This is a genomic window from Frigoribacterium faeni (assembly GCF_011761235.1).
GTDB lineage: Bacteria > Actinomycetota > Actinomycetes > Actinomycetales > Microbacteriaceae > Frigoribacterium > Frigoribacterium faeni_A.
Window position 1 is genome coordinate 143,008 of the sequence record NZ_JAAOYW010000003.1, and the last position, 16,961, is coordinate 159,968.

Genomic DNA, 16,961 nt, shown 5'->3' on the forward strand with positions numbered 1-16,961 from the left:
CGTTCACTGTGGGCGCAAGCACCGGGCGCGCCCGTCCCGGCGTCGGGCGTCGGTGTCGGCGGCAGCCGCTAGCGTCGACCGCATGGTGACGACCTCCTTCCGCCCCGTCGCGGACGACGCGGTGCGGCCGCCCGTCGAGCTCGACGCCTCCCAGCGGGCGGTGCTCGAGCTGTCCGACGGCGTCTCCGCCGCGGTGATCGGCGCCCCGGGCACCGGCAAGACGACCGCCCTGGTCGAGTTCGTCGCCGACCGGCTGCAGGGGCGGGGCTGGGCACCGGGCTCGGTCACGGCGCTCACGCCGACCCGCACGACGGCCACGCGCCTCCGCGACGTCCTGGCCGCCCGCCTCGACGTGCCCACCCCCGGCCCGCTGGCCCGCACCGTCTCGTCCCTGGCCTTCGACGTCGTCGGGCACGCCGCCCGGCTGGCCGGCACCGAGCCGCCCGCCCTGCTGACCGGAGGCGACCACGACTCCGTCGTCCGGGCCCTCCTCGAGGGCCACGAGGCCGACGGCGACGGCCCGGCCTGGCCCGAGGCGCTCGGGCCCCGCGTCCGGGTGCTGCGCGGCTTCCGCACCGAGCTGCGCGAGGTGATGATGCGGGCCACCGAGCAGGGGCTCTCGCCCGCCGACCTGCGCCGACTCGCCGCCTCCCGCGAGCGTCCCGAGTGGGCGGCGGTCGCCGACTTCGTCGACGAGTACCACGACGTCGTCGACGCGATGCCGGGGCACCGGCTCGACTCGGCCGAGCTCGTCGACTGGGCCGTCGCCGCGCTCGACCGCGGCGAGACCGCGCCGGTGGTCGAGGGGCTGCGCGTCGTCCTCGTCGACGACGCGCAAGAGGCGACGCAGTCGACCGTGTCCCTGCTCCGCGCCCTCGCGCGGCGCGGCGTCGCCGTCGTCGCCCTGGGCGACCCCGACCTCGCCACGAGCGCGTTCCGCGGCGGCAGCCCCGACGTGCTGGGCCGACTGGGCCAGCGCCTCGGCGTGCCCGACGCCCGCACGCTCTGGCTCTCGACCGCGCACCGGCACGAGCCGGCGCTGCGCGGGCTCGTCCAGCGCGTCACCGCCCGCATCGGCACGGCGGGGGCCGGTCGGCAGCACGCGGCCGAGGCCGGGCGGCCCGCCGCGAGCGCCCAGGGCCCGGCGGGCGCGCAAGGCCGCACCGTCGACGTGCCCCCGGTGCTCGCGGTGCAGGCCGACAGCCCCGCCCACGAGCTGTCGACCGTGGCACGCGTGCTCCGCGAGCACCACCTCGTCTCGGGCGTCGCCTGGTCGCGCATGCTCGTGGTCGTGCGCAGCGGCGGCCAGGTGCCGGGCGTCGCCCGCGGGCTCCAGCTCGCGGACGTGCCGACGCGCACCTCCATCGCCGGTCGGGCGGTGCGCGACGAGCACGGCGCCCGTCACCTCCTGCTCGCCGCCTCGGTCGCCGTGGGCCGCGACGAGCTGACGGCCGACGTCGCGGGCGAGCTGCTGCTCGGCCCGTTGGCGGGCTTCGACGCGCTGTCGCTGCGTCGCCTCCGGCTCGCGCTCCGGGCCGACGAGCTCGCGTCGGGCGGCATCCGGTCCGCCGACGCCCTCCTCGTCGAGGCACTCGCCGGGCCGGGGCGCTTCGCCACCATCGACTCGCGGCCGGCGGCACGGGCCGGCCGGTTCGCGGCGAGCCTCGACGCCGCCCGGCGCGCGGCCGCGGGCGGCGCGAGCATCGAAGAGGTGCTCTGGGGCCTCTGGGACCGGAGCGGGCTGGCCCGCGAGTGGAGCGCCCGGGCCGCGGGCAGGGGCATCGTCGCGGCCGAGGCCGACCGGCACCTCGACGGGGTCGTCGCCCTGTTCACGGCGGCGAAGCGGTTCGTCGAGCGCACCCCCGAGGCGCCCGCGGTCGCGTTCCTCGACGCGCTGCTCGGGGCCGAGGTCCCCGAAGACACGCTCTCGCCGCAGGCGTCGTCCGAGTCGGTGCTCGTCTGCACCCCGTCCGCGGCGCTCGGCGTCGAGGTCGACGTGGTGGTCGCGGCCCGCCTGCAGGACGGCGTCTGGCCGAACCTGCGCGTGCGGGGCGCGCTGCTCGGCCCCGACGACCTGGTCGAGGCGGCCCGGGACGGCGCCGACGAGGCCGGGGCGCCTGCCCCGGTCGACGCCCGCGCCGCCGTGCTGAGCGACGAGCTGCGGATGTTCGCGCTCACCGTCTCGCGGGCGCGGCGGCAGGTCGTCCTGTCGTGCACCTCCGACGACGACGAGGGCCCGTCCGTGTTCTTCCGCCTGCTGCCGGACGACGCCCCGTCCCCGACGCCGGGCCACCCCCTGTCCCTGCGCGGGCTGGTCGGCCACCTGCGGCACGTCGTCGTCGAGTCGACCCACCAGGCCCGCGTCGAGTCCGCCACGACCGGCCTCGCGCGCCTCGCGGCGGCGGGCGTCGCCGGGGCCCACCCCGGCGAGTGGTACGGGCTGGCCGAGCCGAGCACGACGGCGCCGCTCGTCGACCTGGCCGAGCCCGAGGCGCACGTCGCCGTCTCGCCGTCCCAGCTGGGCTCGTTCGAGGAGTGCCCGCTGCACTGGTTCGTCGACCGCTTCGGCGGGTCGGCGCCGAACGCGTCGATGGGCATCGGCACGGTGCTGCACGACGTCCTCGAGCACGCGGTCGACACCGACGTCGAGGCCCTCTGGGAGGCGGTGGAGCGCCGGTGGGACGAGCTCGACTTCGAGTCCCCCTGGATCGCCGAGGCCGAGAAGCGCCGGGCCCGGCAGATGACCGAGAGCCTCGCCTCCTACCTGCGCGACTTCGCCGCCTCGGGCGGCGAGCTCCTCGGCGCCGAGTCGACGTTCACCCTCGACACCGGGCCCGCCCGGCTGCGGGGCTCGATCGACCGGGTCGAGCGCACCCGCGACGGCGCCGCCGTCATCGTCGACCTCAAGACCGGCCGCGCCGCGCCCACGTCGTCGGCGGCCATCGCGGCGCACCCGCAGCTGGGCAGCTACCAGCTGGCCCTCGCCGACGGCGTCGTCGAGGCCGTCCCGCCGGGCACCCCGGCCGGCGGCGCGAAGCTCGTCGTCGTGTCGTCGGGGGTGCGCGGCGCGCTCTACCGCGAACCGGCCCAGGCGGCCTTCGACGCCGAGACCCTCCAGGCGTTCCGCGAGCGCGTCGAGACCGCCGCCGAGGGCATGGCCGGCCGCGTCTTCGTGGGCCGTCTCGACGAGCACTGCGAGGGCCGCTCCGGCGGGTCGTGCCGCATCCACGTCGTCGGCGAGGTGAGCTCGTGAGCCTGTCCGCCGTCGACGTCGCCCTGCGCCTCGGCCTGCCCGAGCCCACCCCCGAGCAGCAGGCCGTCATCGAAGCGCCGCTCGAGCCCGCCCTGGTCGTGGCCGGCGCCGGCAGCGGCAAGACCGAGACCATGGCCAACCGCGTGGTGTGGCTGCTCGCCAACGGCCACGTCGAGGTGTCGCAGGTGCTCGGCCTCACCTTCACCCGCAAGGCGGCCGGCGAGCTCGGCGAGCGCATCGAGCGGCGCATCCGGCAGCTCGGCGACGCGGGGCTGCTCGGCGACGACCCCGACCCCTTCGACGTGCCCACGGTGTCGACGTACAACGCCTTCGCGAACGGGGTGTTCCGCGACGACGCGCTCCGGGTGGGCCGCGAGCCCGAGTCCCAGGTGCTCGGCGAGGCGTCGGCGTGGCAGCTCGCCCGCTCCCTCGTCGTCGCGAGTCGCGACGAGCGGCTCGCGGGCCTCGGCCGCAGCGTCGACTCGCTGACCGAGGCGGTGCTCAGGCTCAGCCACGCCCTGAGCGAGAACGTGGCCGACGGCGACGACGTGCTGCGGCTGAGCGACCGGTTCCTCGACCTCGCCGGGCTGCCCTCGGCGAAGGGGTCGGCGTACAAGTCGGTCACCGACGCGGTCGCGGCCGTGTCGGCCCTGCCCCCGCTCGTCGCGCTCGCCGAGCAGTTCGCCGACGAGAAGGCGCGACGGGGCCTCGTCGAGTACTCCGACCAGGTCGCGCTCGCCCTCGACGTGTGCGAGACCGCCCCCGACGTCGTCGACGCGATGCGCGAGCGGTTCCGCGTCGTGCTGCTCGACGAGTACCAGGACACCAGCGTCGTGCAGACGCGCCTGCTCTCGCGTCTCTTCGCGTCGACCGGCGTCATGGCGGTCGGCGACCCCCACCAGTCCATCTACGGGTTCCGGGGCGCCTCGGCGGCGAACCTCGGCCGGTTCCCGCTCGACTTCGGCGCCCGGCCCGACGCGGTCTACAGCCTGTCGACGAGCTGGCGCAACTCCCGCGCCGTGCTGGCCGCCGCCAACGTCGTCGTGGCCGAGCTCGCCGCGGCGTCCGAGGTGCCCGTCGGCGAGCTGCGGGCCCGCCCGGCGGCGCCGGCGGGGCGGGTCGAGACCGCGTTCGAGCAGACGCTCCCCGCCGAGGCGGACCAGGTCGCGGCCTGGTTCGAGCGGGAGCTCCGCGACCCTCCGGTCGTCGACGGGGTGCCCGCGCCGCGCACGGCGGCCCTGCTGTTCCGGTCGAAGAAGACCATGCCCGCCTTCGTCGAGGCGCTCACGGCGCGGGGCGTGCCCCACCGGGTGCTCGGCGTCGGGGGGCTGCTGCAGCGGCCCGAGGTCGTCGACCTCGTGTCGTGCCTCCGCGTGCTCCACGACCCGTCCGCCGGGTCCGAGCTGATCCGCCTGATGACGGGTGCGCGCTGGCGCATCGGCCTGCACGACGTGGCCGCCCTGCGCTCCGTCGCCTCCTGGCTCTTCTCGCACGACCACGCCCAGCAGGTGCTGGACGACGACGTGGCCGCCGGCTTCCGGGCGTCCGTGGCGGTCGGCGAGCACGGCTCGATCGTCGACGCGCTCGACTTCGTCACCACCGCGCCCGACGGCCACGGGCAGCTGCGTGGGCTCAGCGACGAGGGCCTGGCGCGGATGAGGCGGCTGGGGTCACAGCTCGCCTTCCTCCGGGGGCGCACCGGCCTCGACATCGTCGACCTCGTGACCCTCGTGCAGCAGGAGATGCTGCTCGACGTCGAGGTCGCCGCGGCGACGGGGCAGGGGCACGGCGGGGCCTGGCTCCAGGCCTTCGAGGACGAGCTCACGGGCTACGTCGCGGCCGACGAGAACGCGGCGCTGGGCGGGTTCCTCTCGTGGCTGGCCGCGGCCGAGCGCCGCGACGACATGGGGCCGAGGTCCGACGACGGCGAGCCCGGCACGGTCCAGCTGCTGACCGTCCACGGGTCGAAGGGCCTCGAGTGGGACCTCGTCGCGGTGCCGCGCCTCGTCGAGGGCGAGCTGCCCGGCACGTCGCGCGAGGGCGTCGGCTGGCTCGGCTTCGGCGAGCTGCCCTACGAGTTCCGCGGCGACGCGGCCGAGCTGCCCGACCTGGCGTGGCGCTCCGTCGACGACCAGAAGGAGTTCGACCAGCGGCTCGCGACCTTCAAGGACGACCTCCGGCGGCGGCACCTCTCCGAGGAGCGCCGACTCGCCTACGTCGCCTTCACGCGGGCGAAGGACGCCCTGCTGCTGAGCGGGTCGTTCTGGTCGTCGACCGTGAAGCCGCGCCAGCCCAGCCGGTACCTCGCCGAGCTCGTCGAGACGGGGCTGGTCGCCGCCGACGCCGTGCCCGCCGAGCCCGACGACGAGTCCGACCCGCTGGCGCAGTCGTCGCGGGAGCTCGTCTGGCCGGTCGACCCCCTCGGACCGAGACGGGCGCGCGTCGAGCGGGCAGCCGTACGGGTCGAGCGCACCCTGCGGGCCCGAGAGGCGGTCGACACAGACGGCACCGACGACGCCGCGGGCACCGACGGCGCTGACGGCGCCGAGCGCGCCGCGGCCACCGAGGGTGCCGAGGCGCGGAGCACCGTGGCGGCCACGCGCCGGGCGGGCGACGACGGCCCCTGGGCCGACGACATCGACCTGCTGCTGCTCGAGCGCGAGGCCGTCCGCGAGCGTGCGGGCAGCATCGAGCTGCCGCAGCGCATCCCCGCGTCGCGCTTCAAGGACTACGTCCACGACCCCTCTGCCGTGGCCGCGGCCCTGCGGCGTCCGCTGCCCGAGCGGCCCTACCGGGCGACGCGCCTGGGCACGCTGTTCCACGAGTGGGTCGAGCAGCGCTACCGGCCCACGGGTCGCGCGGAGCTCCTCGACGCGTGGGGGCCCGAACTCGACCTCGACGACGACGAGGACGCCCGGGGCGGCGGCACCGGTCTCGTCGACCCGGACGACGCCCGCAGGCTCGGCGAGCTGCAGGCCACGTTCGAGCGGTCGCCCTGGGCGCGGCTCGAGCCCGTCGACGTCGAGCTCGAGGTGCACCTGCCGCTCGGGCACAGGACGGTCATCTGCAAGATCGACGCGGTCTTCGAGCGGGAGGGCCGCCTCCAGGTGGTCGACTGGAAGACGGGACGTGCCCCGGCCGACGAGGCCGACCTCGAGCTGCGTCAGCTCCAGCTCGCCCTGTACCGCGAGGCCTACTCGGCGTTCCGGGGCGTGCCGGCCGACGAGATCGATGCCGCCTTCTACTTCGTGACGGACGACGTCGTGGTCGAGCCGCGGCACGTGGCCGACCGGGCCGAGCTCGCCGAGCTCTGGCGCAGGGTCGAGACCGGGGCCTAGGAGGCGCGGCCGACCCGGGCGCGCACGTCCCGGAGGTGCCGTGCCGGGTCAGCCGTGACGGCGCTCGGTGGTGGTGAGCAGCTCCTCGACGCCGTCGAGGTCGAGGGCGGCCGTCGAGTCGGACGAGATCGAACCGCCCTCGGTCGACTGCAGCCGGTCGACGAGCGCGGCCATCATGCCCACGGCGTCGTCGACGACGGCCGTGTTCTTGGTCGCCGTGCCGTGCAGCAGCCACTTGGCGAGGTCGAGCTCGCGGTAGAGCGTGGCGCGGCGTCGGAGCTGGTGGTCGCTCGTGCCGCGGGCCGTGTTGTAGGCCTCGAACGCGGCGTCGACGGCCTCCGGGCCGGCGCCGAGCAGCCAGGCCAGGTCGCGGGCCGGGTCGCCGACCTGGAGGTCGTGCCAGCCCAGCAGCCCCGTGGGGGCGCCGTCGACGACGAGGAACGACGCCGCCTCGAGCGAGCCGTTGACGACGGTGGGCTGGAACTGCCAGAGCACGTGGTCCTGGATCGCCGCCTCCCAGCGCTCGAGCAGGGCCGCGGGGAGGAGCCGCGTCGACGCCGCCCGGTCGACCAGGGAGGCCGTCGAGCGCATGGCCTCGAAGGGCGTGTGGCTGGTGAGGCCCGCGTCGGTGACGAAGCTCGTGGGCAGCGCGTGGATCGCGGCGACGCCCCGGCCCAGCGCGGCGGGCAGGCCGGAGCCCGCCGTCACCTGCGCGATGCGCAGGTGCGTGCCGGCGATGAAGTCGTAGACGATGCCGCGGGTGCGGCCGACCGGGGCCTGGCCCCGGTAGGTCGGGACGGCGAAGGGCAGGCGGCCCCGGACGCCGGCGCTGAGCGCGCGCAGGGCGACGAGGTCGGCGGACTGCTGGGCCTCCGCGCGCTGCGAGCGCGGGACGCGGACGATCAGCTCGTCGCCGGCCGCGGTGGTGAGCAGCGCGGAGTCGACGTCACCGGTCGCGGAGCCGTGCGGAGCCGTCGTTCGGACGTCGAGGTCGGCGACGGCGGCCGTGGCCAACGCGGCTAGAGTGAGGTGAGATCTGGCCATGCCCTCAGGGTAGGCCGCAGTGTCCGGTGCCCCGCCGTTCGCCACGCTGTCAACTCGCGATGATTGGTCGTCCGATGTCCTCGCCGCTCACGTCCCGGCTGCCCCTCTCCCGTCACCAGGTCGACCGCGACTACCTGACGCGCGAACGGCCCGACGCCATCGCCGAGCTGCTCGCGTCCGACGAGACACGGGTGCTGCCGGTGCGGGGCGGACGCCTCCTGATGGCCGCCGACGACCGCCTGGCGCTGCTGCCGCCGGCGCAGGTCCCCGAGGCGCGCACGTGGCTCTACCTCGGCCGGTCGCTCGACGCCGAGGCTCCCGAGCCGGTGGGCACGCCCCTCGTCGCCGCCCTGCTCGACGACGAGGCCGCGACCCGGCTGTCGGCGTCGGACGACGACTGGAGCAGCGTCCGCGCCGTGGGCACGCGTCTCGGCGACCGCGACGCCGGGCTGGCCGTCGAGGCCGTGGCGCTCGCCAACTGGCACGACTCGCACCGCTTCTCGCCCCGCACCGGGCGCCCGCTCGTGAGCGCCAAGGCCGGCTGGGTCGGCCGCGACGGCGACGACGGCCACGAGGTCTTCCCGCGGACCGACCCGGCGATCATCGTGGGCGTCACCGACGCGGACGACCGCCTCCTCCTCGGCTCGAACGCGCTGTGGGAGTCGAACCGGTGGTCGCTGCTCGCGGGCTTCGTCGAGCCGGGCGAGTCGCTCGAGCACGCCGTGCAGCGCGAGATCTTCGAGGAGAGCGGCGTCAAGGTGATCGACCCCCGCTACGTCGGGTCGCAGCCGTGGCCTTTCCCGGCCAGCCTCATGCTCGGCTTCACCGCGCGCGTCGACGTCGACGACCCGGGCACCCTGCAGCCCGACGGCGCCGAGATCCTCGACCTCCGCTGGTTCAGCCGCGACGAGCTCGCCGCCTCGCTCGGCGAGGTGCTGCTGCCCGGCCGCACGTCCATCGCCCGAGCCATCATCGAGGACTGGTTCGGCGCCGAGCTCGACCAGTGACCGACGCCGCCTCCCTCATCGCCGGTCTCGACGAGCAGCAGCGCGAGGCCGCCCGGCGGCTGCTCGGCCCCGTCTGCATGCTCGCCGGCGCGGGCACCGGCAAGACGCGCGCCATCACGCACCGCATCGCCTACGGGGTGGCCACGGGCGTGTACGCGCCCGGCCGGGTCATGGCCCTCACCTTCACGTCGCGCGCGGCGGCCGAGCTGAGGGGGCGCCTCCGTCAGCTGGGCGCGGGCGGGGTCTCCGCCCGCACCTTCCACGCCTCGGCGCTGTCGCAGCTGTCGTACTTCTGGCCCCAGACGATGGGCGGGCAGATGCCGCGCCTCATCGACAGCAAGGGCAAGCTGCTGGCGCACGCGGCCGAGCGGGTGGGCCTCAAGCTCGACACCGCCTCGCTGCGCGACACCGCCGGCGAGATCGAGTGGCGCAAGGTCTCGCGCCTCACGGTCGAGCAGTACGCGGTCGCCGCGCACTCCCGGGCCCTGCCGCAGGCGCTGAGCGTCGAGAAGGCGGTCGACCTGCACCGTGCCTACGAGGACATCAAGGACGAGCGCCGCCAGCTCGACTTCGAGGACGTGCTGCTCGCGACGGTGGGCATGCTGCAGCTGGAGCCGCGCGTCGCGCAGCAGGTGCGCGAGCAGTACCGCTTCTTCGTCGTCGACGAGTACCAGGACGTCTCGCCCCTGCAGCAGGAGCTGCTCGAGCTCTGGCTCGGCGACCGCAACGACTTGTGCGTCGTGGGCGACGCCAGCCAGACGATCTACTCGTTCGCGGGCGCCTCGGCCGACTACCTGCTCGGCTTCGGGTCGCGCTACGACGACGCCACCGTCGTGCGCCTCGAGCAGAACTACCGCTCGACCCGGCAGATCGTCGACACGGCGAACCAGCTCATGCGCGGCCGGCCCGGCGCGCTGCACCTGCACCCGGCCGTCGAGTCGGGCGGGCCGGTCCCGCCCGTCGTGCAGTACCCCACCGACATGGCCGAGGCCCGGGGCGTCGCCCAGACCATCGCCGACGAGATCCGCGGCGGCGTGCTGCCCGAGGAGATCGCGGTGCTCTACCGCGTGAACGTCCAGGCCGCCGCCCTCGAGCGGGCCCTCGCCGACGTGGGCGTCTCGACGCGCATCCACGGGGCGACCCGGTTCTTCGACCTGCGCGAGGTGAAGGAGGCGGTGATGATGCTCAAGGGGGCCTCCGTCAGCATCGTCGGCGAGCCCCTCTTCAAGACGGTCAGCGACGTGCTCCGCTCGCTGGGCTGGATGCAGGACGCCCCCGAGCAGCGCGGCGCGCTGCGCGACCGGTGGGAGTCGCTGAACGCGCTGATGGGCCTCGCCGAGGCCTCGCCCGAGGGCACCACCCTCGTGCAGTTCGTCGACGAGCTGCTCGCCCGGCAGGCCGGACAGCACGAGCCGACCATGGCGGCGGTCACCCTGGCGACGCTGCACTCGGCCAAGGGCCTCGAGTGGCGGAGCGTCTACCTCGTCGGTCTCAGCGAGGGCCTCGTGCCCATCAGCTACGCGAAGGGACTCGAGGCGATCGACGAGGAGCGCCGCCTGCTCTACGTCGGCATCACCCGCGCGCGCGAGCGGCTGCGCCTCTCGTGGGCCCCGAGCGGACAGGGCCGGGGCGGCGAGCGTCGTCCGAGCCGGTTCCTGGAGGAGCTCCGCACCCGCAGCCGGGATGCGGCCGCACGACCGACGAGCTGACCTCGAGCGTCTCGAGGTCGATGCGGACGACCTCGTCGAGGCGCCCCTCGGCCTCGTCGCCGTCGTGCGCGAGCAGGACCGCCCGTCGCGCGGCCCGCACGGCGGCGTCGCGAGCGGCGAGCAGGGGGACCGGCGGCACGGGCGCCCCCAGCAGCTGACCGGCGATCGCAGGCCAGGCCGGGTCGCGGTCGCCGTCGTGCAGGTGGAGGCAGCGGCAGCACGCCGTCGCCCCGGGCACGACCACCGGCCCCACGCGGACGGACCGGTCGCCCGTCCGGACGACGACGTGGGGCACGTCGCGCCGCAGCCACTCGGCCGAGACCACGGGGTCGGGCACGAGCCCGGCGACGAGCACCCCCACGTGCCGCGCAGCCGCGGGGGAGGGCCTCGGGGCCGCGGCCGCGGACTCGCCGTCCTCGAGCAGCACCCCGACCGACGCCGACTCGACGAGGCGTCCGACCTCGTCGGCCAGCGGTCCGGAGCCCGCCAGCCGGACGACGGGCCGGGACCGGCGGTCGGGGCCGCCGGCGGGGGCTGCCACGACGACGGCGCCGAGACGCCGGACGAGCTCGGCCGCCTCGGCGGGGTCGCAGCCCACCTGCGCGACCACGGCCGAGGTGCCCCCGTCGCCCCGGCCCTCGGCCACCGCCGACAGGAACGCCGCCTGCCCCGTGGTCACCCGGTCGACGACGGCGTGGACGTGCTCGACGCCGATCTGCATCGACGTGGGGTCACGCCAGACGACGGGGGCGCGGGACGGGAGGCGGAGGGGAGCAGGGCGAGGCACCCCACGAGCCTGGCCGAGGTCGGCCGGGCTCGTCGGGTTCTCCACAGGCAACCCGGACGGGCTGCCCGGGTCAGGAGGCGGGGGAGGGACCGGGCTCGTCCGCCGAGCCGTCCTCCGCCTCGCGCGGGCGGTCGTCGCTCGTGTCGTTGAGGAGGTCCTCGATGGCCTGGTCGACGTCGTCGAAGGCGGGCTCGCCCGCCGTGAGCCGGGCGACGAGGGCCTGCGGGTCGTCGACGTCGGCGCTGGTCGGGACGATGTCCGGGTGCGACCAGAGCGCGTCGCGCTGCTCGGGCCCCACAGCCTCGGTGACGGCGGCCCACATGGCCGCGGCCTCGCGCAGGCGACGCGGGCGGAGCTCGAGGCCGACGAGCGTCGAGAACGCCGACTCGGCCGGTCCGCCGGCGGCGCGACGGCGGCGCACGGCCTCCGCGATCGCGGCGGACCGCGGGAGGCGCGCCGTCGCCTGGGCGGTGACGACGTCGACCCAGCCCTCGATCAGGGCCAGGGTGGTCTCGAGCCGGCCGAGGGCGGCGAGCTGCTCGTCCGTCTTCGGCGGGATGAGGGCGCCGCTGGCGAGGGCGTCCCGGAGCTCGCCCGGGTCGGACGGGTCGAAGTCGACCGCGAGCTCCTCGAGGCGGGCGGTGTCGATGCGGATGCCCTGGGCGAACTCGCGGATCGACGAGATGAGGTGCAGCCGCAGCCACCGGGCGTGGCGGAACAGGCGCGCGTGCGCGAGCTCGCGCACGGCGAGGTAGAGCTGCACCTGGTCGGCCTCGATCTCGAGGCCCTCGCCGAAGGCCGCGACGTTCTGCGGCACGAGGGCGGCCTGCTGGTCGTCGAGGAGGGGGATGCCGACGTCGCCGCCGGAGACGACCTCGGTCGAGAGCTGGCCGACGACCTGGCCGAGCTGCATCGCGAAGAGGGTGCCCCCGACGCTGCGCATGACCTGGCTCGCGCCGGCGAGGAGCTGCTGCATCTCTTCGGGGGCCTGCTCGCGCAGGACGTTCGTGAGCGAGTCGGCGATGGACTCGGCGACCGGCTCGGCCAGCTGCGTCCAGACGGGCATCGAGAGCCGCGCCCACTCCGAGCGGGTGACGAGCCGGGGCGCGACGGTGAGCTCGGAGACGAAGGTGACGTCGTCGAGCCAGAGGGCCGCGACGTGGAAGGCCTGCTCGAGCGCGCGCTCGTCGGCGGGGCTCGTCTCGACGGCCGACTGCGTGCCGACGGCGGCGGCCTGGTCGGTGGCGACCGACCAGTCGATGCCGTCGCCGCTGCGGGCCACCGCGGACTGCAGCTGGCTCATCAGGCGCGCGACGAAGGCCGGGTCGTTCGGGAGCCCCGCGGCCCCGGCCAGCTGCGACGGGTCGATCTCGGAGTCGCCGGACAGGAACTGGCGGAGCATGTCGCGGAACTCGTCCTCAGGCTCGCGCTGCGGATCATCGGTCATGGTGGCTACGCTAGCTCGTGGCCGCAGGATCAGCCTGGATCCCGGCCCTTGCCCCAGGGTCCGTCGCTGCGCCCGTGGCGAACAGCGAAAGGAACCCCGTGGCCCTCTTCACGCCCCCGAGCCGCACGGTCGCGGGCGGCCGCCGCTCCGGCCGCCTCGGCTGGTCCCTGCTGGGCGTCGCGCTGGTCTCCGGACTGGCCCTCACGTTCATCCCGTCGCCGTACCTCATCGAGCAGCCCGGCCCGGTCTTCGACACCCTGGGCTCCGCCGAGTACGAGGGCGAGGACGCCCCGCTCATCACCGTCGAGGGCGCCGAGACGTACCCGACCGCAGGGTCGCTCGACCTGCTCACCGTCAGCGTGCAGGGCAACGAGTCGGTGCGGCCGAGCTGGATCGAGGTCGTCGGCTCGTGGTTCTCGCCCAGCCGCGCCGTCGTGCCCGTCGAGGCCATCTACCCGTCGGGCGTCTCGAACGAGCAGGTCGACGAGCAGAACGCCGTCGACATGCAGAACTCCCAGAAGTCCGCGATCGCGGCTGCCCTCGTGCACGAGGGCTACCAGGTCCCGAGCGTCGTCACGGTCAGCCAGGTCTCCGCCGGCAGCCCGTCCGAGGGCGTCCTCCGAGAGGGCGACGTGCTCGTCAGCGTCAACGGGCGCGACCTCACGACCAACGGCGACGTCGACGCCCTGCGGGCCGTCGTGGCCGACAACGGGTCGGACTCGCCCGCCGAGGTCGTGGTCGAGCGCGCCGGCCAGCGCGAGACCGAGTCGATCACTCCTCAAGAGGTGCAGGGCACCTCCTTGCTGGGGGTCGGCGTCAGCGTCGACTACACGTTCCCCTTCGACGTCACCCTGCGGCTCGACAAGGTGGGCGGGCCGAGCGCGGGCATGATGTTCGCCCTCGGCATCATCGACAAGACGACCCCGGGCGAGCTCAACGGGGGCGAGCGCGTCGCCGGCACGGGCACGATCACGGCCTCGGGCACGGTCGGGCCGATCGGCGGCATCCGCCAGAAGCTGTACGGCGCCCGCGACGCCGGCGCCACCGTGTTCCTGGCCCCGAGCTCGAACTGCGACGAGGTCGTCGGCCACGTGCCCGACGGTCTCGACGTCTACTCCGTGGGCACCCTCGACGACGCCGTCACGACCCTCGAGACGGTGGCCGACGGGGGCGACACGGGCGCCCTGGCGACCTGCGAGGCGCCCTAGCCCCGAGGAGGCGCGGCGGGCGCCGTGAGAGAGGCGTCGGAGACCATGGGCGGGCTCGCAGGCAGCGCGGGAGCGCCGCCCGTAGGATGGCCGTCCACGTCCCCTGATCCAGGAGCAGCCACTTGACGTCACCCGCATCGTCGCGACCCGCACGACGCTCGCCCCGATTGCCCGTCCTGGTGACGGTGGCGGTCCTCGCCGCCCTGGTCATCGCCTTCTTCATCTTCTCGTCGCTCCTGACGGACTTCCTCTGGTACGACCAGCTGGGCTTCTCGACCGTCCTGACGACCCAGTGGCTGGCGGGCGCGGCGATGTTCTTCGTCGGCTTCGTGGCCATGGCCGTCCCGGTCTGGGTGAGCATCGAGGTCGCGTTCCGGTTCCGACCGGTCTACGCGAAGCTGAACTCGCAGCTCGACCGCTACCAGCAGGTCATCGAGCCCCTCCGCCGCGTCGTCGTGATCGGCGTCCCGGTCGTGCTCGGCCTCTTCGCCGGCATCGCGACGTCGACGAACTGGCAGACGACCCTGCAGTGGCTGAACCGGACCCCGTTCGGCGAGACCGACCCGCAGTTCGGCCTCGACATCGGCTTCTACGTCTTCGAGCTGCCCTTCTACCAGGGGGTCGTCGGCTTCGCGTCGGCCGTCGTCCTCATCAGCGGCATCGCCGCGGTGGCGACGAGCTACCTCTACGGCGCCCTCCGCTTCTCGGGCCGTGACGTGCGCATCTCGCGCGTCGCCCGCATCCAGCTCGCGGTCACCGCCGCCGTCTACCTGCTGCTGCAGGGCGTCAGCCTCTGGCTCGACCAGTACGCGACGCTGTCCGACGGCACCAACAAGATCATCACCGGCGCGACCTACACCGACGTCGCGGCGGGCATCCCCGGCAAGCAGATCCTGGCGCTGGCCGCGGCCGTCGTCGCGGTGCTGTTCGTCGTCACGGCGATCATCGGCCGCTGGCGCCTCTCGGTCATCGGCACGGCCGCGCTGATCATCATCAGCATCATCGTGGGCGGCATCTACCCCTGGGTCGTCCAGCGGTTCACGGTCGAGCCGAGCGAGCGCACGGTCGAGTCCACCTACATCGACCGCAACATCCAGGCCACCCGTGACGCCTACGGCGTCTCGGACGTCGAGGAGCAGCCGTACGACGCGGTCTCGGACGCCGAGGCCGGCGCCCTCGCGGGCGACGCGGTCACCACCGCGAACATCCGCATCATCGACCCGGCGCTCGTCACCGACGCCTTCGCGCAGCTGCAGCAGTACCGCCAGTACTACAGCTTCCCCGAGCAGCTCTCGGTCGACCGCTACACGATCGACGGCGCCACCCAGGACACCGTCATCGCGGTGCGCGAGCTGAACACCGACCAGCTCGGCAGCTCGGCGACGCCCTACAACACGACGTTCGTCTACACGCACGGCTACGGCGTGGTCGCCGCGTACGGCAACCAGCGCTCGGCCGACGGGCAGCCCGTGTTCCTCGAGTCGGGCATCCCCGTCAACGGCGCCCTCGGCGACGCCGACACCTACGAGCCGCGCATCTACTTCGGCCAGGAGTCGCCCACGTACTCGATCGTCGGCGGCGACGGCGGCGACGACATCGAGCTCGACTACCCGTCGGGCAGCAACGACAACGGCACGAACCAGACGACGACCTTCGACGGCGACGGCGGGCCCAAGCTCGACAGCGCCTTCAAGAAGCTCATCTACGCCATCAAGTTCCAGTCCGAGCAGGTGTTCCTCTCCGACGCCGTCAACGACGGCTCGCAGATCCTCTACGACCGCGACCCGGCTCAGCGCGTGCAGAAGGTCGCGCCGTACCTGACCATCGACAGCGCGCCGTACCCGGCCGTCGTCGACGGCAAGGTCAAGTGGATCGTCGACGCGTACACGACCACCCGCGAGTACCCGTACTCGAAGCCCCAGGCCCTGTCCGACGCGATCGCCGACACGTACACCGAGCGACCGGTCTACGCGTCGAACGAGATCAACTACATCCGCAACTCGGTCAAGGCCACGGTCGACGCCTACGACGGATCGGTCGACCTCTACGCGTGGGACACCGAGGACCCGATCCTCAAGACGTGGGAGAAGATCTTCCCGTCGACGATCAGCCCGCTCAGCGACATGAGCGTCGAGCTAATGCAGCACGTCCGCTACCCACAGGACATGTTCAAGGTGCAGCGCGCCATCCTCGGCACGTACCACGTGACCGACGCCGACTCGTTCTACTCGAGCGACGACGCGTGGGTCACCCCGAACGAGCCGACGAGCAACGCGGCGAGCCCGCCGCTGCAGCCGCCGTACTACCTGACGCTGCAGCTGCCCGACCAGGATCCCGCCTTCTCGATCTACTCCACGTACATCCCGCAGCAGTCGGGCGAGAACGCGCGGAACGTCCTGACGGGCTACCTGGCGGCCAACGCGGACGCCGGCTCGACGCCGGGCGAGATCTCGCCCGACTACGGCAAGCTCTCGCTGCTGACCCTGCCGAAGACCGACACGGTCCCCGGCCCGGGCCAGGTGCAGAACAACTTCAACACCGACACGGCCGTGGCCAACCAGCTGGCGCTGCTGACGCGCGGCGACACGAGCGTCGTGCGCGGCAACCTGCTGACCCTGCCCGTCGGCGGCGGCCTGCTCTACGTGCAGCCGATCTACGTCAAGTCGAACTCCGAGACGTCGTACCCGGTGCTGCAGAAGGTGCTGGTCTCGTTCGGCGAGAAGATCGCCTTCGAGGACACCCTGAACGGCGCGCTCGACTCGCTGTTCGGCGGCAACTCGGGAGCGGTCGCCGGTGACGACGCCGTGCCCGAGACCGACGACGGCACCTCGACCGACACCGGCGGCGACGCCGGTGCCGACTCCGGGGCGACCGACCCGGGCACGTCGACGCCGGCCCCGGACGCAGGCTCGGGCTCCGGCTCGGGCACGACCGGCAACGCGGCGCTGAACGCGGCCCTGGCCGACGCCCAGTCCGCGCTCGACGACCGTGCGGCGGCCTACGCCTCGAACGACCTGGTGGCGGCGGCCGAGGCCGACCAGCGCCTCCAGACCGCCCTCGAGGACGCCGTGGCGGCCAGCGGCCAGTGACGCGCTGACCGTCGACCCGACGGCCGCTCCTCGACTCGTCGAGGGGCGGCCGTCGTCGTCCGTCCGGCCCCGCCCGGGC

Annotated in this window: 8 protein-coding genes and 1 pseudogene; 6 read left to right on the top strand and 3 right to left on the bottom strand. The window is 74.4% G+C overall.

Going from position 1 to position 16,961, the window contains the following annotated elements; translation table 11 throughout:
• Nucleotides 1–82 precede the first annotated feature (82 nt).
• Entirely contained in the window at nt 83–3,253 is a 3,171-nt protein-coding gene (locus FHR78_RS12800; protein ID WP_166760934.1) for an ATP-dependent DNA helicase, read from the top strand.
• A complete protein-coding gene (locus tag FHR78_RS12805) occupies nt 3,250–6,591 on the top strand; it encodes an ATP-dependent DNA helicase (RefSeq protein WP_347878201.1) in 3,342 nt (1,113 codons plus the stop codon). The genes FHR78_RS12800 and FHR78_RS12805 overlap by 4 nt, the downstream gene beginning before the upstream one ends.
• Nucleotides 6,592–6,639: 48 nt before the next feature.
• On the opposite strand, the gene FHR78_RS12810 is transcribed toward FHR78_RS12805, so the two are convergent.
• The gene (locus FHR78_RS12810; RefSeq protein ID WP_166760935.1) at nt 6,640–7,635 is read right to left on the bottom strand and encodes a phosphotransferase; all 996 of its coding nucleotides are present in this window, start codon (nt 7,633–7,635) and stop codon (nt 6,640–6,642) included.
• 74 nt (nt 7,636–7,709) lie between these two features.
• Between FHR78_RS12810 and nudC the strand changes: the two genes are divergently transcribed.
• Together nudC and FHR78_RS12820 are read left to right on the top strand one after the other, a co-directional pair.
• Nucleotides 7,710–8,642, top strand: a complete 933-nt coding sequence (gene nudC, locus FHR78_RS12815) for an NAD(+) diphosphatase (RefSeq protein ID WP_166760936.1) — start codon at nt 7,710–7,712, stop codon at nt 8,640–8,642.
• Nucleotides 8,639–10,351, top strand: a complete 1,713-nt coding sequence (locus FHR78_RS12820; RefSeq protein ID WP_347878202.1) for an ATP-dependent helicase — start codon at nt 8,639–8,641, stop codon at nt 10,349–10,351. Before nudC ends, FHR78_RS12820 begins: the two co-directional genes overlap by 4 nt.
• Here the strand turns inward: FHR78_RS12820 and FHR78_RS15265 are convergent.
• Both FHR78_RS15265 and FHR78_RS12825 read right to left on the bottom strand, forming a co-directional pair.
• Nucleotides 10,338–11,072, bottom strand: a pseudogene (locus tag FHR78_RS15265) (hypothetical protein); the annotation flags it as partial. The gene FHR78_RS12820 and the pseudogene FHR78_RS15265 overlap by 14 nt on opposite strands.
• Before the next feature lie 136 nt (nt 11,073–11,208).
• Nucleotides 11,209–12,585 (bottom strand): zinc-dependent metalloprotease, encoded by a 1,377-nt coding sequence (locus FHR78_RS12825; RefSeq protein ID WP_166760937.1) that lies wholly within the window; start codon nt 12,583–12,585, stop codon nt 11,209–11,211.
• A 98-nt stretch (nt 12,586–12,683) separates the two neighbouring features.
• On the opposite strand from FHR78_RS12825, the gene FHR78_RS12830 reads away from it, so the two are divergent.
• Nucleotides 12,684–13,793: a S16 family serine protease gene (locus FHR78_RS12830; protein ID WP_166761168.1), complete on the top strand. Its 1,110-nt coding sequence runs from the start codon at nt 12,684–12,686 to the stop codon at nt 13,791–13,793.
• A gap of 167 nt (nt 13,794–13,960) precedes the next feature.
• On the top strand, nt 13,961–16,882 hold the full coding sequence (locus tag FHR78_RS12835) for a UPF0182 family membrane protein (RefSeq protein WP_432207158.1): 2,922 nt from the start codon (nt 13,961–13,963) through the stop codon (nt 16,880–16,882).
• The last annotated feature ends 79 nt before the right edge of the window (nt 16,883–16,961 follow it).